Source organism: Flavobacterium frigidarium DSM 17623, from assembly GCF_000425505.1.
GTDB classification, from domain to species: Bacteria; Bacteroidota; Bacteroidia; order Flavobacteriales; family Flavobacteriaceae; genus Flavobacterium; species Flavobacterium frigidarium.
In genome coordinates this window covers 23,756-41,157 of the sequence record NZ_AUDO01000010.1, presented here as the reverse complement: position 1 = coordinate 41,157, position 17,402 = coordinate 23,756, and the positions used below count along the sequence as shown (strand labels likewise).

At 36.2% G+C, this 17,402-nt stretch carries 12 protein-coding genes; all 12 read left to right on the top strand.

Annotated features, from left to right (window positions below):
* Positions 1-6: 6 nt before the first annotated feature.
* The 12 genes from H603_RS0107500 to H603_RS0107440 all read left to right on the top strand — a co-directional run bounded on the left by H603_RS0107500 (position 7) and on the right by H603_RS0107440 (position 17,339).
* Complete coding sequence (locus H603_RS0107500; protein WP_026708002.1) at positions 7-639, top strand: arsenate-mycothiol transferase ArsC; 633 nt, start codon at positions 7-9, stop codon at positions 637-639.
* Positions 640-641: 2 nt separating this feature from the next.
* Positions 642-1,712, top strand: coding sequence for an ACR3 family arsenite efflux transporter (arsB, locus tag H603_RS0107495; protein ID WP_026708001.1), 1,071 nt, complete (start codon positions 642-644; stop codon positions 1,710-1,712).
* Positions 1,713-2,579: 867 nt separating this feature from the next.
* Complete coding sequence (gene nirB / locus H603_RS0107485; RefSeq protein ID WP_026708000.1) at positions 2,580-5,090, top strand: nitrite reductase large subunit NirB; 2,511 nt, start codon at positions 2,580-2,582, stop codon at positions 5,088-5,090.
* 49 nt (positions 5,091-5,139) lie between these two features.
* Complete coding sequence (nirD, locus tag H603_RS0107480; protein ID WP_026707999.1) at positions 5,140-5,517, top strand: nitrite reductase small subunit NirD; 378 nt, start codon at positions 5,140-5,142, stop codon at positions 5,515-5,517.
* 187 nt (positions 5,518-5,704) lie between these two features.
* Positions 5,705-6,292, top strand: coding sequence for a DUF4202 domain-containing protein (locus tag H603_RS0107475; protein WP_026707998.1), 588 nt, complete (start codon positions 5,705-5,707; stop codon positions 6,290-6,292).
* Between the two features lie 10 nt (positions 6,293-6,302).
* Positions 6,303-8,099, top strand: coding sequence for a sensor histidine kinase (locus H603_RS0107470; RefSeq protein WP_026707997.1), 1,797 nt, complete (start codon positions 6,303-6,305; stop codon positions 8,097-8,099).
* Positions 8,100-8,192: 93 nt separating this feature from the next.
* Positions 8,193-8,855: a response regulator transcription factor gene (locus H603_RS0107465; protein ID WP_026707996.1), complete on the top strand. Its 663-nt coding sequence runs from the start codon at positions 8,193-8,195 to the stop codon at positions 8,853-8,855.
* Between the two features lie 176 nt (positions 8,856-9,031).
* Positions 9,032-10,510 (top strand): MFS transporter, encoded by a 1,479-nt coding sequence (locus H603_RS0107460; protein WP_026707995.1) that lies wholly within the window; start codon positions 9,032-9,034, stop codon positions 10,508-10,510.
* Between the two features lie 279 nt (positions 10,511-10,789).
* On the top strand, positions 10,790-11,437 hold the full coding sequence (locus H603_RS0107455) for an HAD family hydrolase (RefSeq protein WP_026707994.1): 648 nt from the start codon (positions 10,790-10,792) through the stop codon (positions 11,435-11,437).
* 59 nt (positions 11,438-11,496) lie between these two features.
* Positions 11,497-12,132, top strand: a complete 636-nt coding sequence (locus H603_RS0107450) for an HAD family hydrolase (protein ID WP_084157728.1) — start codon at positions 11,497-11,499, stop codon at positions 12,130-12,132.
* 228 nt (positions 12,133-12,360) lie between these two features.
* Entirely contained in the window at positions 12,361-13,617 is a 1,257-nt protein-coding gene (locus H603_RS0107445; protein WP_026707992.1) for an alginate export family protein, read from the top strand.
* Positions 13,618-13,829: 212 nt separating this feature from the next.
* Complete coding sequence (locus tag H603_RS0107440) at positions 13,830-17,339, top strand: nitrate reductase (RefSeq protein ID WP_026707991.1); 3,510 nt, start codon at positions 13,830-13,832, stop codon at positions 17,337-17,339.
* The last annotated feature ends 63 nt before the right edge of the window (positions 17,340-17,402 follow it).

The window sequence follows — 17,402 nt, the reverse complement described above, 5'->3', positions numbered from 1 at the left end:
TAGAAAATGTTACCATCAAAAACCCAAATTTTCTCAAAAATAGAACAAGAAATTTTAAGTTTTCATCCAGAGAATATCACTGAAGAACGACGCACAATTCTACAGCCTTTGATTGATTATATCCAAATCAAAGTTAGCAACAATGATGAGGTTAGATTGAACTTTATTTGTACACATAACTCAAGGAGGAGCCATTTCTCCCAAGTTTGGGCACAAGTAGCAGCATCTTACTTCAATTTTAGCAATGTTTTTTGTTATTCAGGAGGCACTGAGGCCACTGCTTTATTTCCGGTTGTTGCAACAACCCTATCAGCTTCTGGATTCAAGATATCTAAATTGTCGCAAGGAGACAATCCCGTCTACGGTATAAAATACACTGATAACGAACATCCAATCATAGGATTTTCTAAAAAATTTGAGGACCAATTTAACCCAAAAGCAGAGTTCGCTGCGATACTAACATGCTCTTCTGCAGATCAAGGATGCCCGTTTATCGCTGGTGCCGAAAAAAGAATTCCAATTACATTTAAGGATCCTAAAGCTTATGATGGAACAGAGCAGCAGACTGAAAAATACCAAGAACGCAGCATGCAAATCGCAACCGAACTGTTTTATGTTTTCTCACAAATTAAAAAATAAATATGTCGGCAAATAATTGTGCTCCCGTTGCAAATCGCAAAAAGCTTTCCTTTCTTGACAGTTACTTAACACTGTGGATTTTTCTAGCTATGGCTGTAGGTGTTGCTATAGGATATTTCATTCCTTCAAGCGGTAATTTTATCAATTCCTTTTCTAGCGGCACAACCAATATTCCATTGGCTATTGGTTTAATTTTGATGATGTACCCACCACTTGCCAAAGTTAAATACGAGCAAATGGGTCAAGTATTTCGAAATACAAAAGTATTGGGTGCTTCGCTAATACTCAATTGGATAATTGGTCCCATTTTAATGTTTTTTCTAGCCTTAGTTTTCTTAAATGGCTATCCCGAATACATGATTGGTGTGATTTTGATTGGTCTTGCTCGTTGCATTGCCATGGTTGTAGTGTGGAATGACTTAGCAGATGGAGACCGAGAATACGCAGCAGGTTTAATCGCACTAAACAGCATCTTTCAAGTACTGCTTTACAGCGTTTACGCTTATCTATTTATTACCGTACTTCCACCCTATTTTGGTTATTCTGGTTTTGAGGTGAATATTAGTATCGGACAAATTGCTGAGAGCGTGGGTATTTATTTAGGAATCCCCTTCGCTCTAGGAATTATCAGTAGATACGCATTAATCGCATGGAAAGGAAGCCATTGGTTCGAAAACAAATATGTTCCCTTTATTTCCCCCATTACTTTGATATCACTACTATTTACAATTGTCTTGATGTTCAGTTTAAAAGGAGAATTGATTGTCCAAATTCCATTAGATGTGGTTCGAATAGCGATCCCGCTTGTGATTTACTTTACGATTATGTTTGTAGTAAGCTTTTTCATTGGGAAATACTTTGGTGCTGATTATTCTAAGAGTACAGCAATCGCATTTACAGCTACAGGAAATAACTTTGAACTCGCCATCGCAGTGGCAATAGGTGTATTTGGAATCAACAGCGGACAAGCTTTTGCAGGAGTCATAGGCCCACTAGTTGAAGTTCCAGCTCTAATAGCTTTGGTGAATGTTGCTTTCTGGTTTAGAAAAAAATATTTTACAACTAATACGTAATTTTAGTCGATAAAATCATAGTAAGAGTTAGCAAGAAAATTGCAAACTACTTAGCTTTTTAATTTGTGAATTTGCGATTACTAAATATCTTGACTCGAAGGTGCTAAAAAGAAATTTACCGCAAATTCGCAAATTATTTTTTTTGTACTTTAAAATCCAGGCTTCGACCCTGCTCCAATTATACTACTATATAATAAAACACTTAATGCAAAACTAACTATCAGTATAATTTACGAATGTATGGTCTCATACAATTTGATAAACAGCTTAAAGTAATTTACCGCAAATTCGCAAATTATTTTTTTGTGCCTAAAAATCTAGGCTTCAACCCTGCTTCAATTATACTACTAGATAACAAAACATTTATCGCAAAATTAAGCATCAGTATAATTAGCGAATTTGCGGACTAAAACAAATTCAAAAGATTTTACCGCAAATTCACAAATTATTTTTTTTATATTCAAAATTTCAAGTTTTGAACGAAAAAATAAGGGTCCTGACTATTCTTCAATTATACTATTAGATAACAAAACATTTATCTCAAAATTAAGTATTCTGTATAATTTGCGAATTTGCGGTTGTTTCAGATCTATTATGGTCAAGGCAAACTTCTGTAAAATTACAATTTGCGAATTTACGGTCCTTACCATTCTGCTATCTCTTCTATTAACCCAAAATAGCTTCTGAACCGCCTCACTTCTTCTTTGTAGATTTCGATTTTGTCATAATTCACATCAATTTTTACCAATACACTATTTTCAACTCTTCATTTTACGGATACTCTAATTAATTTTCGAAACTATAAATTAAGTATTAAAATTAAGTACTTATACTTATATTTGATACGTAATACTTAATTCTTTTAGTATGATTAATATAATAGTAGTCGGTAACGGCATGGTAGGTTTCAAATTTTGCGAAAAGTTTATTTCGAAACTAGGACAAGAAAAATATCAAATTACGGTATTTGGTGAAGAACCTAGACGCGCTTATGATCGTGTCCATTTAAGTGAATACTTCACGGGTAAATCAGCCGATGATTTGTCGATGTCGACGCTAGAATGGTACGACGAAAATAATGTTATATTAAAAACTTCAGAATTAATTACTGATATTAATCGAGAGACTAAAACAGTACACACGCATCATGAAAAATCTTATTCATACGATTACATCGTTTTGGCAACCGGATCTTCTGCTTTTGTACCTCCGATTGTAGGTGTCGAAAAAGAAGGCGTTTTTGTTTATAGAACAATCGAAGACCTTGATGCTATTATGGCTTATGCCAAAAAAATCAAACAAAATGGTGCTACTGAAGCCGCTGTTCTTGGTGGTGGATTATTAGGTTTAGAAGCAGCCAAAGCTGTCCGTGACCTTGGATTGAACCCACATGTTGTGGAGTTTGCTCCCCGCTTAATGCCTAGACAACTTGATAAAGGTGCTAGCGATATGTTGCAATCAAAAATCGAAGAACTTAACATAGGGATTCATCTCAATAAAGCAACCCAATATATCGCGGGAGAGACGCAGATTACAGGAATGATGTTTGCCGAAGATGAATTATTAAAGGTTGATATGCTAGTAATATCAGCAGGGATAAAACCTCGCGACGAACTCGGTCGATTATGCGGACTTGAGGTGGGTGTACGTGGAGGAATAACCGTTAATAATAAAATGCAAACCTCTGATCCTTTTATCTACGCCATCGGTGAGGTCGCATTATACAACCAAATGATTTACGGACTCGTAGCTCCAGGTTACGAAATGGCTGATGTTGCTGCTGAGCAAATTATGCAAGGCAATAAAACAATGCGCGAGTCCATCGACATGTCAACGCAACTTAAATTAATTGGTGTTGAAGTAGCTAGCTTTGGCAATCCTTTTTTAGAAAATGATAATGTTACCGCTATTGTATTCGAAAATAAATTTAGTGGCATTTACAAAAGAATCAACGTAAGCAAGGATGGAAAAACACTTTTTGGCGGAATACTCGTTGGTGATTCAAGCGACTACAACGGCTTATTCCAGATATACAGTAACGCTTTGGCTTTGCCACAGGATCCTTCTGATCTTATTTTAGGTTCGCGATCTGGTGAAAGTTCGACGATGGGTAGCGTCATGGATTTACCAGACACTGCCGTTATCTGTTCTTGTGAAAATGTAACAAAGGGAACAATTTGTTGCTCGATTACCGATGGAACTTGCGAAACTTTATCTGATGTGGTGAAAACCACTAAGGCGACATCAGGTTGTGGAGGCTGTAAACCAATGGTCGTTGACTTAGTAAAAGAAGCACAAAAATCGATAGGTAAAGAGGTAAAAGAATCACTATGCGAACATTTTCAGTACACGCGCCAAGAACTATTTGACATCGTAAAAATAAATAAATATACTAATTTCTATGAAGTAGTTGATCATCACGGTAAAGGTGACGGTTGCGAAATATGCAAACCTATAATTGCCTCGATTTTTTCGAGTATTTATAATGATACCGCTAACAAGCATGTCACTACACAAGACACAAACGATCGTTTTTTAGGGAATATACAGCGTAACGGAACTTATTCTGTAGTGCCTAGAATTGCAGCTGGAGAAATCACTGCCGAAAAGCTAATAGTCATTGGGGAAGTGGCAAAACAATTTGATTTATACACCAAAATTACTGGCGCACAACGTGTTGATTTATTTGGTGCACATTTGAGCGATCTTCCTAAAATATGGAAAATATTAATCGATAATGGCTTTGAAAGTGGCCACGCTTATGGTAAGTCACTGCGAGCCGTAAAAAGTTGTGTGGGTAATGCCTGGTGTCGTTACGGTATGGATGACAGTGTAAGTTTTGCTATCGAATTAGAGAATCGTTACAAAGGAATTCGTTCTCCGCACAAGATAAAAGGTGGCGTGTCTGCTTGTATTCGAGAATGTGCCGAAGCTAGAGGTAAAGATTTTGGGTTAATTGCTGTAGAAGGCGGCTGGAATTTGTACATCTGCGGGAATGGTGGTGCCACTCCTAAACATGCCGTTTTATTAGCAGAACAAATTGACAAAGCTACTGTGATAAAATACTTAGACAGATTTTTGATGTATTACATTAGAACTGCAGGTCCATTAGTACGTACAGCAACATGGTTGGATAAATTAGAAGGCGGAATGGACTATTTGAAAGAAGTCATTATTCATGATCGTATCAATATTTGTGAAGCGCTAGAAACCGAAATGGAAACATTAGTTGGAACCTTTGAATGTGAGTGGAAACAAGTTATTGAAAAACCAAGATTGTTAGAGCGTTTTAATCACTTTGTAAATTCAAGTGATAAAGATGATAACGTGGAATATGTTCCCATGCGTGATCAAAAAATGCCAAAACCTTGGAATTGATAATCAAAGCTGATAAAATAAGTAAATTCAAAAGTTTAATAACAAAATCATGGAAAACATATTAGATAAGTACACAACTGTTTTGGCCGCCGATGTTACCGTTTGGTTCAAAGCGGGCACAGTTAAGGATTTCCCTAGCAATCGAGGAGGTTGTATTAAATACAAAGACAAGCAAATTGCCATTTTTAATTTCGAAAGAAGAAATGAGTGGTACGCTTGCCAAAATGCTTGTCCGCATAAATTAGAAATGGTTTTATCTAGAGGAATGACGGGATCTGCAGATGATGTTCCAAAAATTGCTTGTCCTATGCATAAAAAAACCTTCTCATTGATTGATGGAACCAACTTAAATGGTGAAGAATACAGCATTGCCACTTACCCTGTAAAGATTATCAATGATGAAGTTTTAGTGGGTTTTATCGAATAAAAAAATACAATCGTACCTGAATTAATTTTCGAAATTAAAGGCTATATGAAACTATTTCTAGCCAATATTTTCGAGATCAGTTGAGTCACTATCGGTCAGTAATTTGCTATAGTTTTTAATCAAAACCTTTCTTTAAGATTACTTTTAAAAATATTAAATATGTACCTTTGGTAATATACCTTTCCAAATGACAAACACAGCTTTTAATACCGCTTGCGAACTTATAGATGCAGAAAATGCATTAGATCCCAATATCGAACTATACCAATCTGTTAGTTTTCCTAAAGAGCTCTTATACTCTGATCGAATGTTTGAAAAACTGATGAATTTTGAACCAGATGCACCTGAAGAAGTAAAAATTGCTTCAAAAGCACAGCACATTTGCAGATGGAAAATTGCTCGTGATAGCTACCCAATGGATCGTGTGGGCTATTTAAAATGGCGAGAAGATTTGAAAAAATTTCATGCTAAAACTACTGCCGATATTTTAGAAAAGGTAGGATACGATGCTGAATTTATCGCCAGAGTTACTTTTCTTATCGAAAAAAAGCAATTAAAAAAAGATGCTGGAACGCAATTACTTGAGGATGTAATATGCTTAGTTTTTTTAGAATTTTATCTTGACCCATTTGTGCAAAAGCACGATAGAGAAAAGATGAAAAATATCATTTTAAAAACTTGGAATAAAATGTCAGAGAAAGGACATCAATATGCTTTAAAATTACCCTACTCTGTTGAAAATCTTCAGCTCATTAAAGAAGCTATTGGAGCTTAATAAGTTTTAAATGAGTATCAAAGACCAGCCAACCACTGCTAACTTAAATTTCAAAAAATTAAAGCGAATGTACCTATTCGCTTTGGTTACCATTGCGATTACAGTGCTTTTAAGTCAGTTACTTATTCAATCCAACTTAAAAAGCCAGTTACACGATTCTCGATTAATTAATATTTCTGGTAAGCAACGCATGCTTAGTCAAAAGTTAGTCAAAGAAATTCTAGTCTATACAACTACTACAGATAGCACTAAAAAAAACAGCGAACTTCAAAAAATTACTGCCACATATTCAACCTGGAAAAACACTCATTTTGCTTTAAAAAACGGCGACGATGATCTTCACTTTCCTAAAGAGAACAGTCTCAAAATCGAAAGCTTATATAGCCAAATCCAACCTCATTTTGATGCAATTGTAGTTGCTACAACTGATTTGATATCTAGTAAGAACAACGTCATTCAGTCTAAAAACGTCTCTACAATTTTGGATAACGAAAGTGCTTTTCTTTCGAAAATGAACCAAATTGTAGGTCAATATGAAAAAGAAGCTTTAGAAAAAGTGCGACTGCAACGCAATACTGAATATGGTATTCTCAGTTTCACCCTCTTTTTATTATTACTAGAATTTCTTTTTATTTTCAAGCCCACAACCCAACGAATCGAGATACTCATTGCCAAATTACTTTCTTCAGAAAAAAAGGCAATCAAGTTGGCTTATGATACAGAGGTGTTAAGTGAGATAAAAGAGGATTCGGTTAAAGAATTGAAATCCCTAAACTATGCTTTAGAAAACAGCTTACTTTACTGTCGCTTGACTCCTGACGGAAAAATAATTCACATGGGAGAGCAATTTTGTAAACTATTGCAATACAATATGCTTTCAGCAGAAGATAAGTTTTCGCAAGCGCTTAGCTCATTATCACAAGAGCAAGCATATATCGATCATTTAATTAAAGACAAACACAGATCGAGTTGGCACGGCGAACTAAAAACGACTACTAAAAATGATGTTGTCGTTTGGCTAGACCTTTCTATTGTTCCTGTAACAATTAAAAAAGGAAATTCTGAATTGCTAGTGATTTGCTTTGACATTACGGAACGTAAAAAAGCAGAGCAAGAAGTCGAGCGCCTGAATAAGGCACAAATTGCAGACAAGTTAAACCAACAAAAAACAATTTCGAGTAAAATCGTTGAAAATCAAGAGCACGAGCAGAATCGAATTGCGCGAGAAATTCATGACGGGATAGGCCAAATGCTAACTGGTCTAAAATTTAGTTTAGAAAGTATCGATGTCAACGACAAGGACAAAACAGAACAGAAAATAACCTATTTAAAAAAGCTCTCTCTAGACATTATAAAAGGGGTACGAACGGCGACTTTCAACTTGATGCCGCCAGAATTAAGCGACTACGGAATCGCAGCTTCACTGAGTAAACTAACCACTGAGCTAGGGAAGCTAACTGGTAAAAACATCGTTTTCTACAATAAAACTAATTTTGATAAACGATTAGATTCTTTAATCGAAATCAACTGTTATCGCTTGACTCAGGAGGCGGTAAACAACGCTATTAAATATGCTGAATCAATTGATATTGCAGTGCAACTTTCGCATAGCAATTCGATACTAAGTATTATAATCGATGACAACGGTAAAGGCTTTGATGTGACTCAAGTGGAGGCAAAACGCAATAGCGAGTCTGGTATGGGTTTGTTATTCATGAAAGAAAGAATTCAATACATCAACGGACGCGTATTTATTAACTCCATCCCCGGTGAAGGCACTCGCATCACCTTTAATATTCCTATTTAATATTCGACTTTTTAAATTTTTAATTATTACGTATATTAGCAACTTATTGTAGTTAGATATACTTAACTATTTCGTTTATAAAGTAAGTAAATTATGGAGAATCCTATTCGAGTATTGTTGGCCGATGATCATGTTTTTGTTAGAGACGGAATCAAATCTTTGTTGGAAAACGAAAAAAACATAGAAGTCGTTGCCGAAGCAGTCGATGGTTTAGAAGCCTTACAATTTATCGCTGACGCTACTCCTGATTTGGTTATTCTAGATATTAGAATGCCAAATATGACTGGAATTGAAGTGGTCGAAAAACTACGTAGTCAAAATAACAATATTAAGATCGTTATGCTTTCTATGCATGACTCTGAAGAATATGTTCTGAAATCTATCAAAGCAGGTGCCGATGGTTATTTACTGAAAGGTTCTAGCAAAGAAGAATTCTTAAAAGCTGTGAATACCGTAGCAAATGGAGGTAAATATTTTAGTGGAGATATTTCAAATATTTTAATTAACCAGCTAACTAACACATCTACGACGGCTCATCAACCTAAACCCGTGTTAGCTGAAAGTCTATTAATTACTAAACGTGAGAAAGAAATTTTGACGCATTTACTTTCAGGAAAAGGAAACAAGGAAATCGCAGAAGCATTATCAATTAGTAAAAGAACAGCCGAAGTTCACCGCTTCAATTTAATGAAAAAATTAGAAGTGAAAAACTTGATTGAATTGGCTAATAAAGCAAAGGAACACGCTTTGATCTAGCATCTTAGTAAATGCTATAATACAACTTAATAAAAAAAGTGGCTGATTTTTGATGAATTAATAAAGGGAATTAAACAAAAAAGCAATTTCGCAAAACGTAGACAAATTAAGTATAAATACTTAATTTTAATACGTATTGTTTCGCATGGTACTTATATTTGTTAAAAATATGTACTATGAAAAGCGAAAAATCCTTAAAACAATCTCACAAAATTTTATTTTTAAACACCCTTGCTTTTACAATTTGCTTTGCATGTTGGACATTAAACGGTGTATTAGTAACCTTCTTAGTAGACAACGGCATCTTTAATTGGACTATGGTTCAGGTGGGCTGGCTATTAGGAATCCCTATTTTAACAGGATCACTAATGCGATTGCCTGTGGGGATTTTGACTGATAAATTAGGAGGTAAAGTAGTGTTCTCAACTTTGTTAATCTTATGTTCGATTCCACTATTTCTATTACCATTTGCAGACAGCTTTATCATGTTTGCCATTTTGAGTTTTTTCTTCGGACTCGTAGGAACTAGTTTTGCAGTGGGAATAGGTTACACCTCAGCATGGTATCCTAAAGAATGGCAGGGTCGCGCTTTAGGAATTTTCGGAATGGGAAACGCCGGAGCCGCTATCACTACCTTTGTAGCTCCTTCCCTATTGAATCATTTCTCTGTAGGCGATTTACAAAATGGCTGGAAAATTCTACCGGTCCTTTATGGTTTTTCACTACTAATTATCGGAATACTATTTATCATATTCGCCCAAAACAAAGTCGTTGAAAAACAAACGAGAACACTGCCACAAATGCTTTCGACCTTAAAAAGCGCTCGAGTTTGGCGTTTCGGAATCTACTATTTTCTTGTCTTTGGATGTTTTGTGGCTTACTCACAATGGCTATTACCCAACTTCATGAATGTCTACCAAACCAGTCTGGTTATGGGTGGTATGTTTGCTACTTTATTTAGTTTACCTTCTGGAGTAATTAGAGCTTTTGGAGGTTACTTATCAGATAAATTTGGTGCCCGAAAAGTAATGTATTGGGTTTTGAGTTCGTCAGTAATTTTAAGTGCACTATTAATGATTCCTAAAATGGAAATCATTACTGCAGGAGCTGGAATCATGGCAAAGAAAGCAGGAATAGTAACTGCAATTACTGCAAATAACATACAAGTGGACCAAAATAATTTCCCTATAACTGAAAAGAAAACACAGCAAACATCCAATAACATTTTTCCAACAAAAAGCTCTTGGCAGAAAATAATAGTGACTCAAAATCAACAAGTCGCAAAAAAAGAATTACTAGCACAAGGCATCACTTCGATAAAATTTGACGCAAATATGTGGATTTATTTATTGCTAGTCGTGCTCATCGGAATTTCGTGGGGAATTGGTAAAGCTGCCGTTTACAAACACATCCCTGATTATTTCCCAAACGAAGTAGGCGTCGTTGGCGGAATGGTGGGATTACTGGGCGGACTCGGTGGCTTTTTTTGCCCAATTATCTTTAGTTATTTACTCACGTTCACCGGTTTCTGGTCAAGTTCATGGATCTTCGTACTACTATTATCTGCAGTATGCCTAATCTGGATGCACCACACCATCACTAAAATGATGAACAACACACAACCCAACTTATCCAAACAGATAGAAACAAAATAAATAATTTTTATCAGGAGCACTTTCCTGCTATCCGCTGTATTCCTACTTTGTAAATTCTGGCTAACGCCATAACTTACAAAGCAGGAGATGCCGCTACTATCAGGGCTAGGCACTCGGATTTTTAATTACTATTCGATAATAAAATCAATATCCCATCTCTTAAAAAAGTGATAAAACAAACTATTTACAAGAGCAATGAAAAGCAATTGGCTAACTTTGTAAGACAACTATAAAAATAAAACGCTACAACATCTTTGTGAAGCGATATAAAATTATATTATGAATTATAAAGCAGTAATTTTTGACCTTGATGGTACCTTAGTAAACTCTTTAGAAGACATTGCCGATGCAATGAATACTGTATTAAAAAACAGCCATTATCCTACGCACGATTATGCTGCATACAATTACTTTATAGGTCACGGATTACTCAATCTAGTTTCCAAAGCAATTCCACAACAGCACAATAATGCAAATGAAGTTAACCGTTGCTTTGAAGAATTGATGACTGTTTACAGCGAAAATTGTGTGAATAAAACAAAGGCATACGGAGGAGTCAACGAACTACTCGACACTTTGAAAGAGAAGGAAATTATAATAGCAATACTATCCAATAAGGCAGATGTTCTTACAAAAAAAGTAGTCCAAAAATTATTTCCTGACTATTTCAAAATTGTTATTGGATTAACCACAGAGGAACTAAAAAAACCCAATCCAGCAACTGCAATCCAAATAAGCAGCGACTTAAACATTCCTGTTTCGCAAATTTTATATGTGGGAGATAGCGGTGTTGACATGCAAACTGCAACTAATGCAAACATGCATGCCGTAGGAGTTTCATGGGGTTTTAGACCTGTAACGGAGTTGCAAGAAAACGGAGCAAAGACCATAATTAATACTCCTTTAGAACTGCTGGAATTACTTTAATTAATCCAATTTTAAAAGTGCAGAATTGCATTTAATCCTTATCCAAATTATTTACAATTATGAAATACAAATGCATATTATTTGACTGCGATGGCGTACTTGTTGATAGCGAAAAAATCTCTATTGGAACACTCGTTAGCATGGCACAGGAATTAGATATTCCGCTTCAAGAGGAAGAGGCAATGCGTCTTTTTCTTGGTAAGTCATTGGAATTTTGTTTCGAATACATCCAAAGTTTGACTGACAAAAAAATACCAATCAACTTTGAGGAAGATTTTAGAATGCGATCATTTAAAGCTTTCAAATCTAATCTCCAACCAGTAGCTGGAGTCCCTCAATTAATAAATAAATTAAAAGTACCTTTTTGCGTTGCTTCAAACGGTCCTGCAGATAAAATACGTCTCAACTTAGAAACTACACATCTTTTAGAGCAATTTGAAGGCAATATTTTCAGTGCTTATGATATTAATAGTTGGAAACCAGATCCACAGCTATATTTGCACGCAGCAAAAACAATGGGTTTTGAACCGAAAGACTGCGTTGTAATCGAAGACAGTCCGGTGGGAGTTCAAGCAGCAATCGCAGGTGGATTTGCTGTTTACGGTTATGCCCCTCACGGATCTGAAGGACATTTTAGTGATCACGATATTCCGTTATTTGATGATATGAACAAATTATATGATTTACTGCAGTAAAACTATCACTTATACAATTAAGCCCTCTTTTATTTAATTAAAAGAGGGCTTTTTTTATTTTAATAAAGCAGCTACAATTTGAATATAATAATGTAGCCTCTTAAAAATTACCGACACTTTATAATTTCCCTTTCTAATTATCATATTCTTAAAAATACAATTAAGTATAATTACTTAAAATTTAATAAGTATTTTTACTTAATATTAATATTTTAAAAAATGATAATTATGAGTCCGCAAAAATTACTTTCTAGCTTGTTTTTTCTTCTTGGCTGTATCGCCTATTCTCAAGAATTTGACGCAGACATTCAATTGCGACCTCGATTTGAATACCGCAACGGATATAAAAATTTATTAAAGGAAAACGAGAGTCCCACTTCTTTTATTTCGCAAAGAAGCCGACTCAATATAAATTTTAAGAAAGAAAATCTGGTAACAAAATTAAGTCTTCAAAATATACGTACATGGGGCGAAGTGCCGACAATAGCAACTAACGATAAAAACGGAATCCAAGTTTATGAAGCGTGGGCACAATATGCGTTCGATAGTAAATGGAGTGCGCGTTTAGGCCGCCAAATCATCTCTTATGATAATCAGCGTATTTTTGGAGCGATAGATTGGTTGCAACAAGGCCAAAGTCATGATGCAGCAGTTGTAAAATTCGAAAATAAAAACACTAACCTAGACATCGGATTTGCTTTGAATGCTAGCGCTGAAAATCTAGTGGCACCCGCCGTTGCTTATACTACCACCTATAAGAATATGCAGTATGCACATTATAATTTTGCAAGAAATAATCTCAATATGAGCCTTCTGTTCTTGAATACTGCTTATGAGTACAGTGATGCAGCAAACGATATTAAGCTCGATTACAAACAAACATTCGGAACTTTCATTACTTATAAAAAAACTAAATGGAACACTGACCTTAGTCTTTATCAACAAACAGGAAAGAGCAATGGTAATACGCTCAATGCTTTAAATGCAGCTATTAACTTCAACTACAAACTAACAAATAACTTACAAGCAACTATAGGTTATGAATATCTATCTGGTAAGGATCAGGATGATAGTAATTCTAAATTACGCTCTTTTACACCTCTTTTTGGTACCAACCATGCCTTTAATGGCTTGATGGATTATTTCTATGTTGGCAATCACATCAATAACGTAGGTTTAAAAGATGCGTATCTCAAACTTAGTTACAATGCTCAAAAATGGCAGTTTGCATTGAGTCCGCATTTGTTCCATGCTGCAGCCAAAGTGCTTGACGAAAGCAGTACCAAAATGAATAGCAACTTAGGCTCTGAAATTGATTTTACAACCTCTTTTAAAGTGCAAAAAGACATTCTCGTTCAAGCTGGCTATTCTCAGTTCTTTGCTACTAAAACATTAGAAAGATTGAAATCAGCACCAGATTCTAAAACCAATAATTGGTGCTGGATTATGGTAAACATCAATCCAAAAATCTTCAGTTCGAAATAAATTGAACGCTTTACTCATTGACAAAAATTGCTTATCACCATGCTAAAATGAGAATACAATAATATTTTTCGAACAAATCTTGAAAACGATAAAAGACCGTACTATACAAAAGCATCACGTCAATTATTACGTATAAATACTTACTTTTGAATAAGCACAGAATTGAAGTCAAATTTCAAACATGATTTCATCAACCCTTAAGAATTGAAAAAATGCAAAGCACAGAAACTAAAACAACTTGTTCGTATTGTGGTGTAGGTTGTGGTATTATTGCCACTACCGATGCAAAAAACTACGTGAGTGTTCGTGGTGATGAAAATCATCCTGTGAACAAAGGAATGCTTTGTTCTAAGGGAATGAATCTACATTACGTTGCTAATGATACTTCGGATCGAATTTTGTATCCTGAAATGCGTTGGAGTAAATCCCAACCTTTACAGCGTGTCGATTGGGATACAGCAATGGACCGAGCTGCTGCTGTATTTTCTTCTATTATAAAAAAATACGGTCCAGACAGTGTGGGTTTTTACGTTTCAGGACAATGTCTCACTGAGGAGTATTACATCGCAAATAAGTTGGTTAAAGGTTTCTTGAAAACAAATAACATTGACACAAACTCCCGTCTCTGCATGAGTTCGGCGGTGGTGGGATATAAAAAAGCATTTGGTGAAGATGCCGTTCCTATTTCCTACGACGACATCGAACTTGCCGATACTTTTTTGATTACAGGCGCAAATCCTGCCTGGTGTCATCCTATTTTATTTCGAAGATTAGAAAATCACAGAGAAAAAAATAAGAAAGTAAAGGTCATTGTTATTGATCCCAGAAAGACAGATACTGCGGCAACTGCCGATCTTCATTTACAAATCACACCCGGAACCGATGTTCTTTTATACCATGCTTTAGCCAAAAGAATTATCGAAAAAGGTTACAACGATAGCCATTTTATAAAAAATCACACGCAAAACTACGAGGCATACAAAGCGATCATCATGGCCACTTCGATCGAAAATGCCGCAAAAGTTTGTGGTATTCCCATGATTCAAATAGAACAAGCGGTTGATTTAATTGGTAAAGCGGAAGGCTTTATGACGCTATGGGCGATGGGATTAAATCAAAGCGCAATTGGAGTCGATAAAAACACTGCGCTGATCAACTTATCATTACTTACCGGTCATGTGGGCAAACCGGGTTCGGGACCGTTTTCATTAACGGGACAACCCAATGCGATGGGTGGTCGTGAAGTGGGTGGTATGGCTAATTTACTTGCTGTTCACAAAGATTTAGCCAACCCAGAACACCGCCAAGAAGTTGCTGATTTTTGGGGAGTAGACAGCATCTCACCCAATCCTGGATTGACAGCTACAGAAATGTTTGAAGCGCTAGATTCTGGAAAAATGAAAGCAATCTGGATTATTTGTACCAACCCACTAGTGAGTTTGCCAGATGCACGAAAAGCTGAGGCCGCTTTGGCGAAAGCCAAATTTGTAGTAGTTCAAGATATTTCGCACAAAGCCGAAACTACGAAGTATGCTGATTTATTGTTACCTGCTGCAGGGTGGTTAGAAAAAGAAGGGACCATGACCAACTCTGAAAGAAGGATTTCCTACTTAGCCAAGGGAATTAATCCACCAGGAGAAGCACTAGCAGATGTCGATATTTTACTGCGATTTGCTAAAAAGATGAAATTCTCTGGTTTTGATTATAACTCAACAGAAGAAATCTACAAGGAATATTGCCGCATGACACGTGACACCAACATGGATATTTCATTCTTGAATTATGACCGCTTAAAAAATGAAGGAACGTTTCAATGGCCCGTTTCTGACTACCGCCATCCTGGAACTCCGCGCCTATTTGAAGATAAAAAATTCTTTACGCCTTCGCAAAGAGCCAATTTTACTGTGCCTGCAGCTATTGAAAACACTTCTGGAGAACCAAATGATGAATTTCCCTTTATTTTAACCACAGGACGCATTCGGGATCAATGGCACACCATGACCAAGACTGGAAAAGTGTCTCGATTAATGACCCACAAGCCAACACCTTTTTTGGAAATTAACCCCATTGATGCCTATAAAAAAGGAATAAAAGAAGGTGATTTAGTCGAAATTACAAGCAAAAATGGCCTTGTACGCGTTAAAGCAAATATCACCACCACCATTAAAGAAGGCGTAGTATTTTTACCGATGCACTGGGGCAGGCAACTAAATACCGATTTAAGCAGAGCCAATAATTTGACCAATACTATTGTAGACCCCGTTTCTAAGGAACCTGATTTTAAATTTACCTTGGTCGCTGTGACTAAATATGTGAAACCAAAAAGTAAAATTGCAATCGTGGGTGCGGGCGCTGCAGCTTTTAGATTTATACAAAATTATCGTGAACTAAATACAGCTGACGAAATTGTCGTTTTTTCGAAAGAAGAAAACCCTTTTTACAACCGCGTTTTACTTCCTGAATATCTAACCGAAGAACGCAGTTGGGAGCAACTCTCAAAAATTAATGCTGTAGAGCTTAAAAAACTAAATGTTACTTTAAAAACAGCTATTGGTATAGACGCTATTAAGGCTACTGAAAATACAATCATAGACAGTAACGGAATTGCACACAGCTACGATCAATTGATTTTGGCTACGGGTAGTCGGTCATTTGTGCCTGAGAATGCTCAGTTGCATCTAGCGGGGCGTTTTACCATTCGAAAAAAAGAGGACGCTGACCAACTCAAATATCACTTAGAGCAAACTGGCTTAGCACCCACAGAGCAACATGTGGTCATTGTAGGTGGTGGTTTACTCGGACTTGAATTAGCAGCTGCTTTAAAACATAAAAAGGTAAACATCACAATAATTCAGCGTGCCTCACGATTGATGGAGCGTCAATTAGATCGAATATCTAGCAAACTACTTGCCGAAGAAGTGCAACTCAGGGATATCCAAATCTACTTTGATAATGAAGTGAGTACTGTTTTTGACAGCAATAAAAACGAACTCGAGATCAGCCTGAAAAGTGGGCGGGTTTTGACTGCTAATGCTATTGTGTATACTATTGGGACGATTCCTAATATCGAAATTGCAAAAGAGGCGGGGCTTGCTTGTGGTCGTGGAATCAAAGTGAATCAGTATTTACAGTCTTCGATACCAAATATTTTTGCCATTGGAGAAATCGCAGAATTTAACAACCAACTTTTCGGAATCACCTCAGCTGCAGAAGAGCAAGCGGGATTACTGGCAAATTATCTTAGCGGAGATGTGAACAGCAGCTATAATGGATCAGTATTGATGAATATTCTAAAACTTGAGGATATCAATCTCTGCAGTATTGGTCAGGTTACGGTTCCTCACAATGATGATTCCTATGAAGAAATCGTATTTGCCGATTTAAAAAAGCGCTACTATAAAAAATGCATTGTTAAAGACGATTTGCTTGTAGGTGCCATATTAATGGGTGACAAAAATGAATTTGCAGAATTTAAAACAATGATCGAAAGCAAAATCGAACTCGCCGATAAGAGAGATTTATTATTGCGAGGACGCGCTACTGCAAAAGCAGTTTCAGGACGACTAGTATGCTCCTGCAGCCAAGTAGGAAGCGGAAACATCGAAGACGCCATCAAATCAGGAACCATTGATTTCACCGAACTCTGCAACAGCACCGGTGCAGGATTAGGCTGCGGAAGTTGCAAAACTGAAGTAAAAGAGCTGTTAGCAAAATGCAAATAAAAAGATGAGATACATCAATCCTAGTCAATTCAATCTAAGAAAACAGAATCTAATGGCTGAGAC

Excerpts from the sequence above, each read along its gene's own strand:
- H603_RS0107500 (WP_026708002.1), top strand. The coding sequence starts at position 7 with ATGTTACCATCAAAAACCCAAATTTTCTCAAAAATAGAACAAGAAATT.
- arsB (WP_026708001.1), top strand. The coding sequence starts at position 642 with ATGTCGGCAAATAATTGTGCTCCCGTTGCAAATCGCAAAAAGCTTTCC.
- nirB (WP_026708000.1), top strand. The coding sequence starts at position 2,580 with ATGATTAATATAATAGTAGTCGGTAACGGCATGGTAGGTTTCAAATTT.
- nirD (WP_026707999.1), top strand. The coding sequence starts at position 5,140 with ATGGAAAACATATTAGATAAGTACACAACTGTTTTGGCCGCCGATGTT.
- H603_RS0107475 (WP_026707998.1), top strand. The coding sequence starts at position 5,705 with ATGACAAACACAGCTTTTAATACCGCTTGCGAACTTATAGATGCAGAA.
- H603_RS0107470 (WP_026707997.1), top strand. The coding sequence starts at position 6,303 with ATGAGTATCAAAGACCAGCCAACCACTGCTAACTTAAATTTCAAAAAA.
- H603_RS0107465 (WP_026707996.1), top strand. The coding sequence starts at position 8,193 with ATGGAGAATCCTATTCGAGTATTGTTGGCCGATGATCATGTTTTTGTT.
- H603_RS0107460 (WP_026707995.1), top strand. The coding sequence starts at position 9,032 with ATGAAAAGCGAAAAATCCTTAAAACAATCTCACAAAATTTTATTTTTA.
- H603_RS0107455 (WP_026707994.1), top strand. The coding sequence starts at position 10,790 with ATGAATTATAAAGCAGTAATTTTTGACCTTGATGGTACCTTAGTAAAC.
- H603_RS0107450 (WP_084157728.1), top strand. The coding sequence starts at position 11,497 with ATGAAATACAAATGCATATTATTTGACTGCGATGGCGTACTTGTTGAT.
- H603_RS0107445 (WP_026707992.1), top strand. The coding sequence starts at position 12,361 with ATGAGTCCGCAAAAATTACTTTCTAGCTTGTTTTTTCTTCTTGGCTGT.
- H603_RS0107440 (WP_026707991.1), top strand. The coding sequence starts at position 13,830 with ATGCAAAGCACAGAAACTAAAACAACTTGTTCGTATTGTGGTGTAGGT.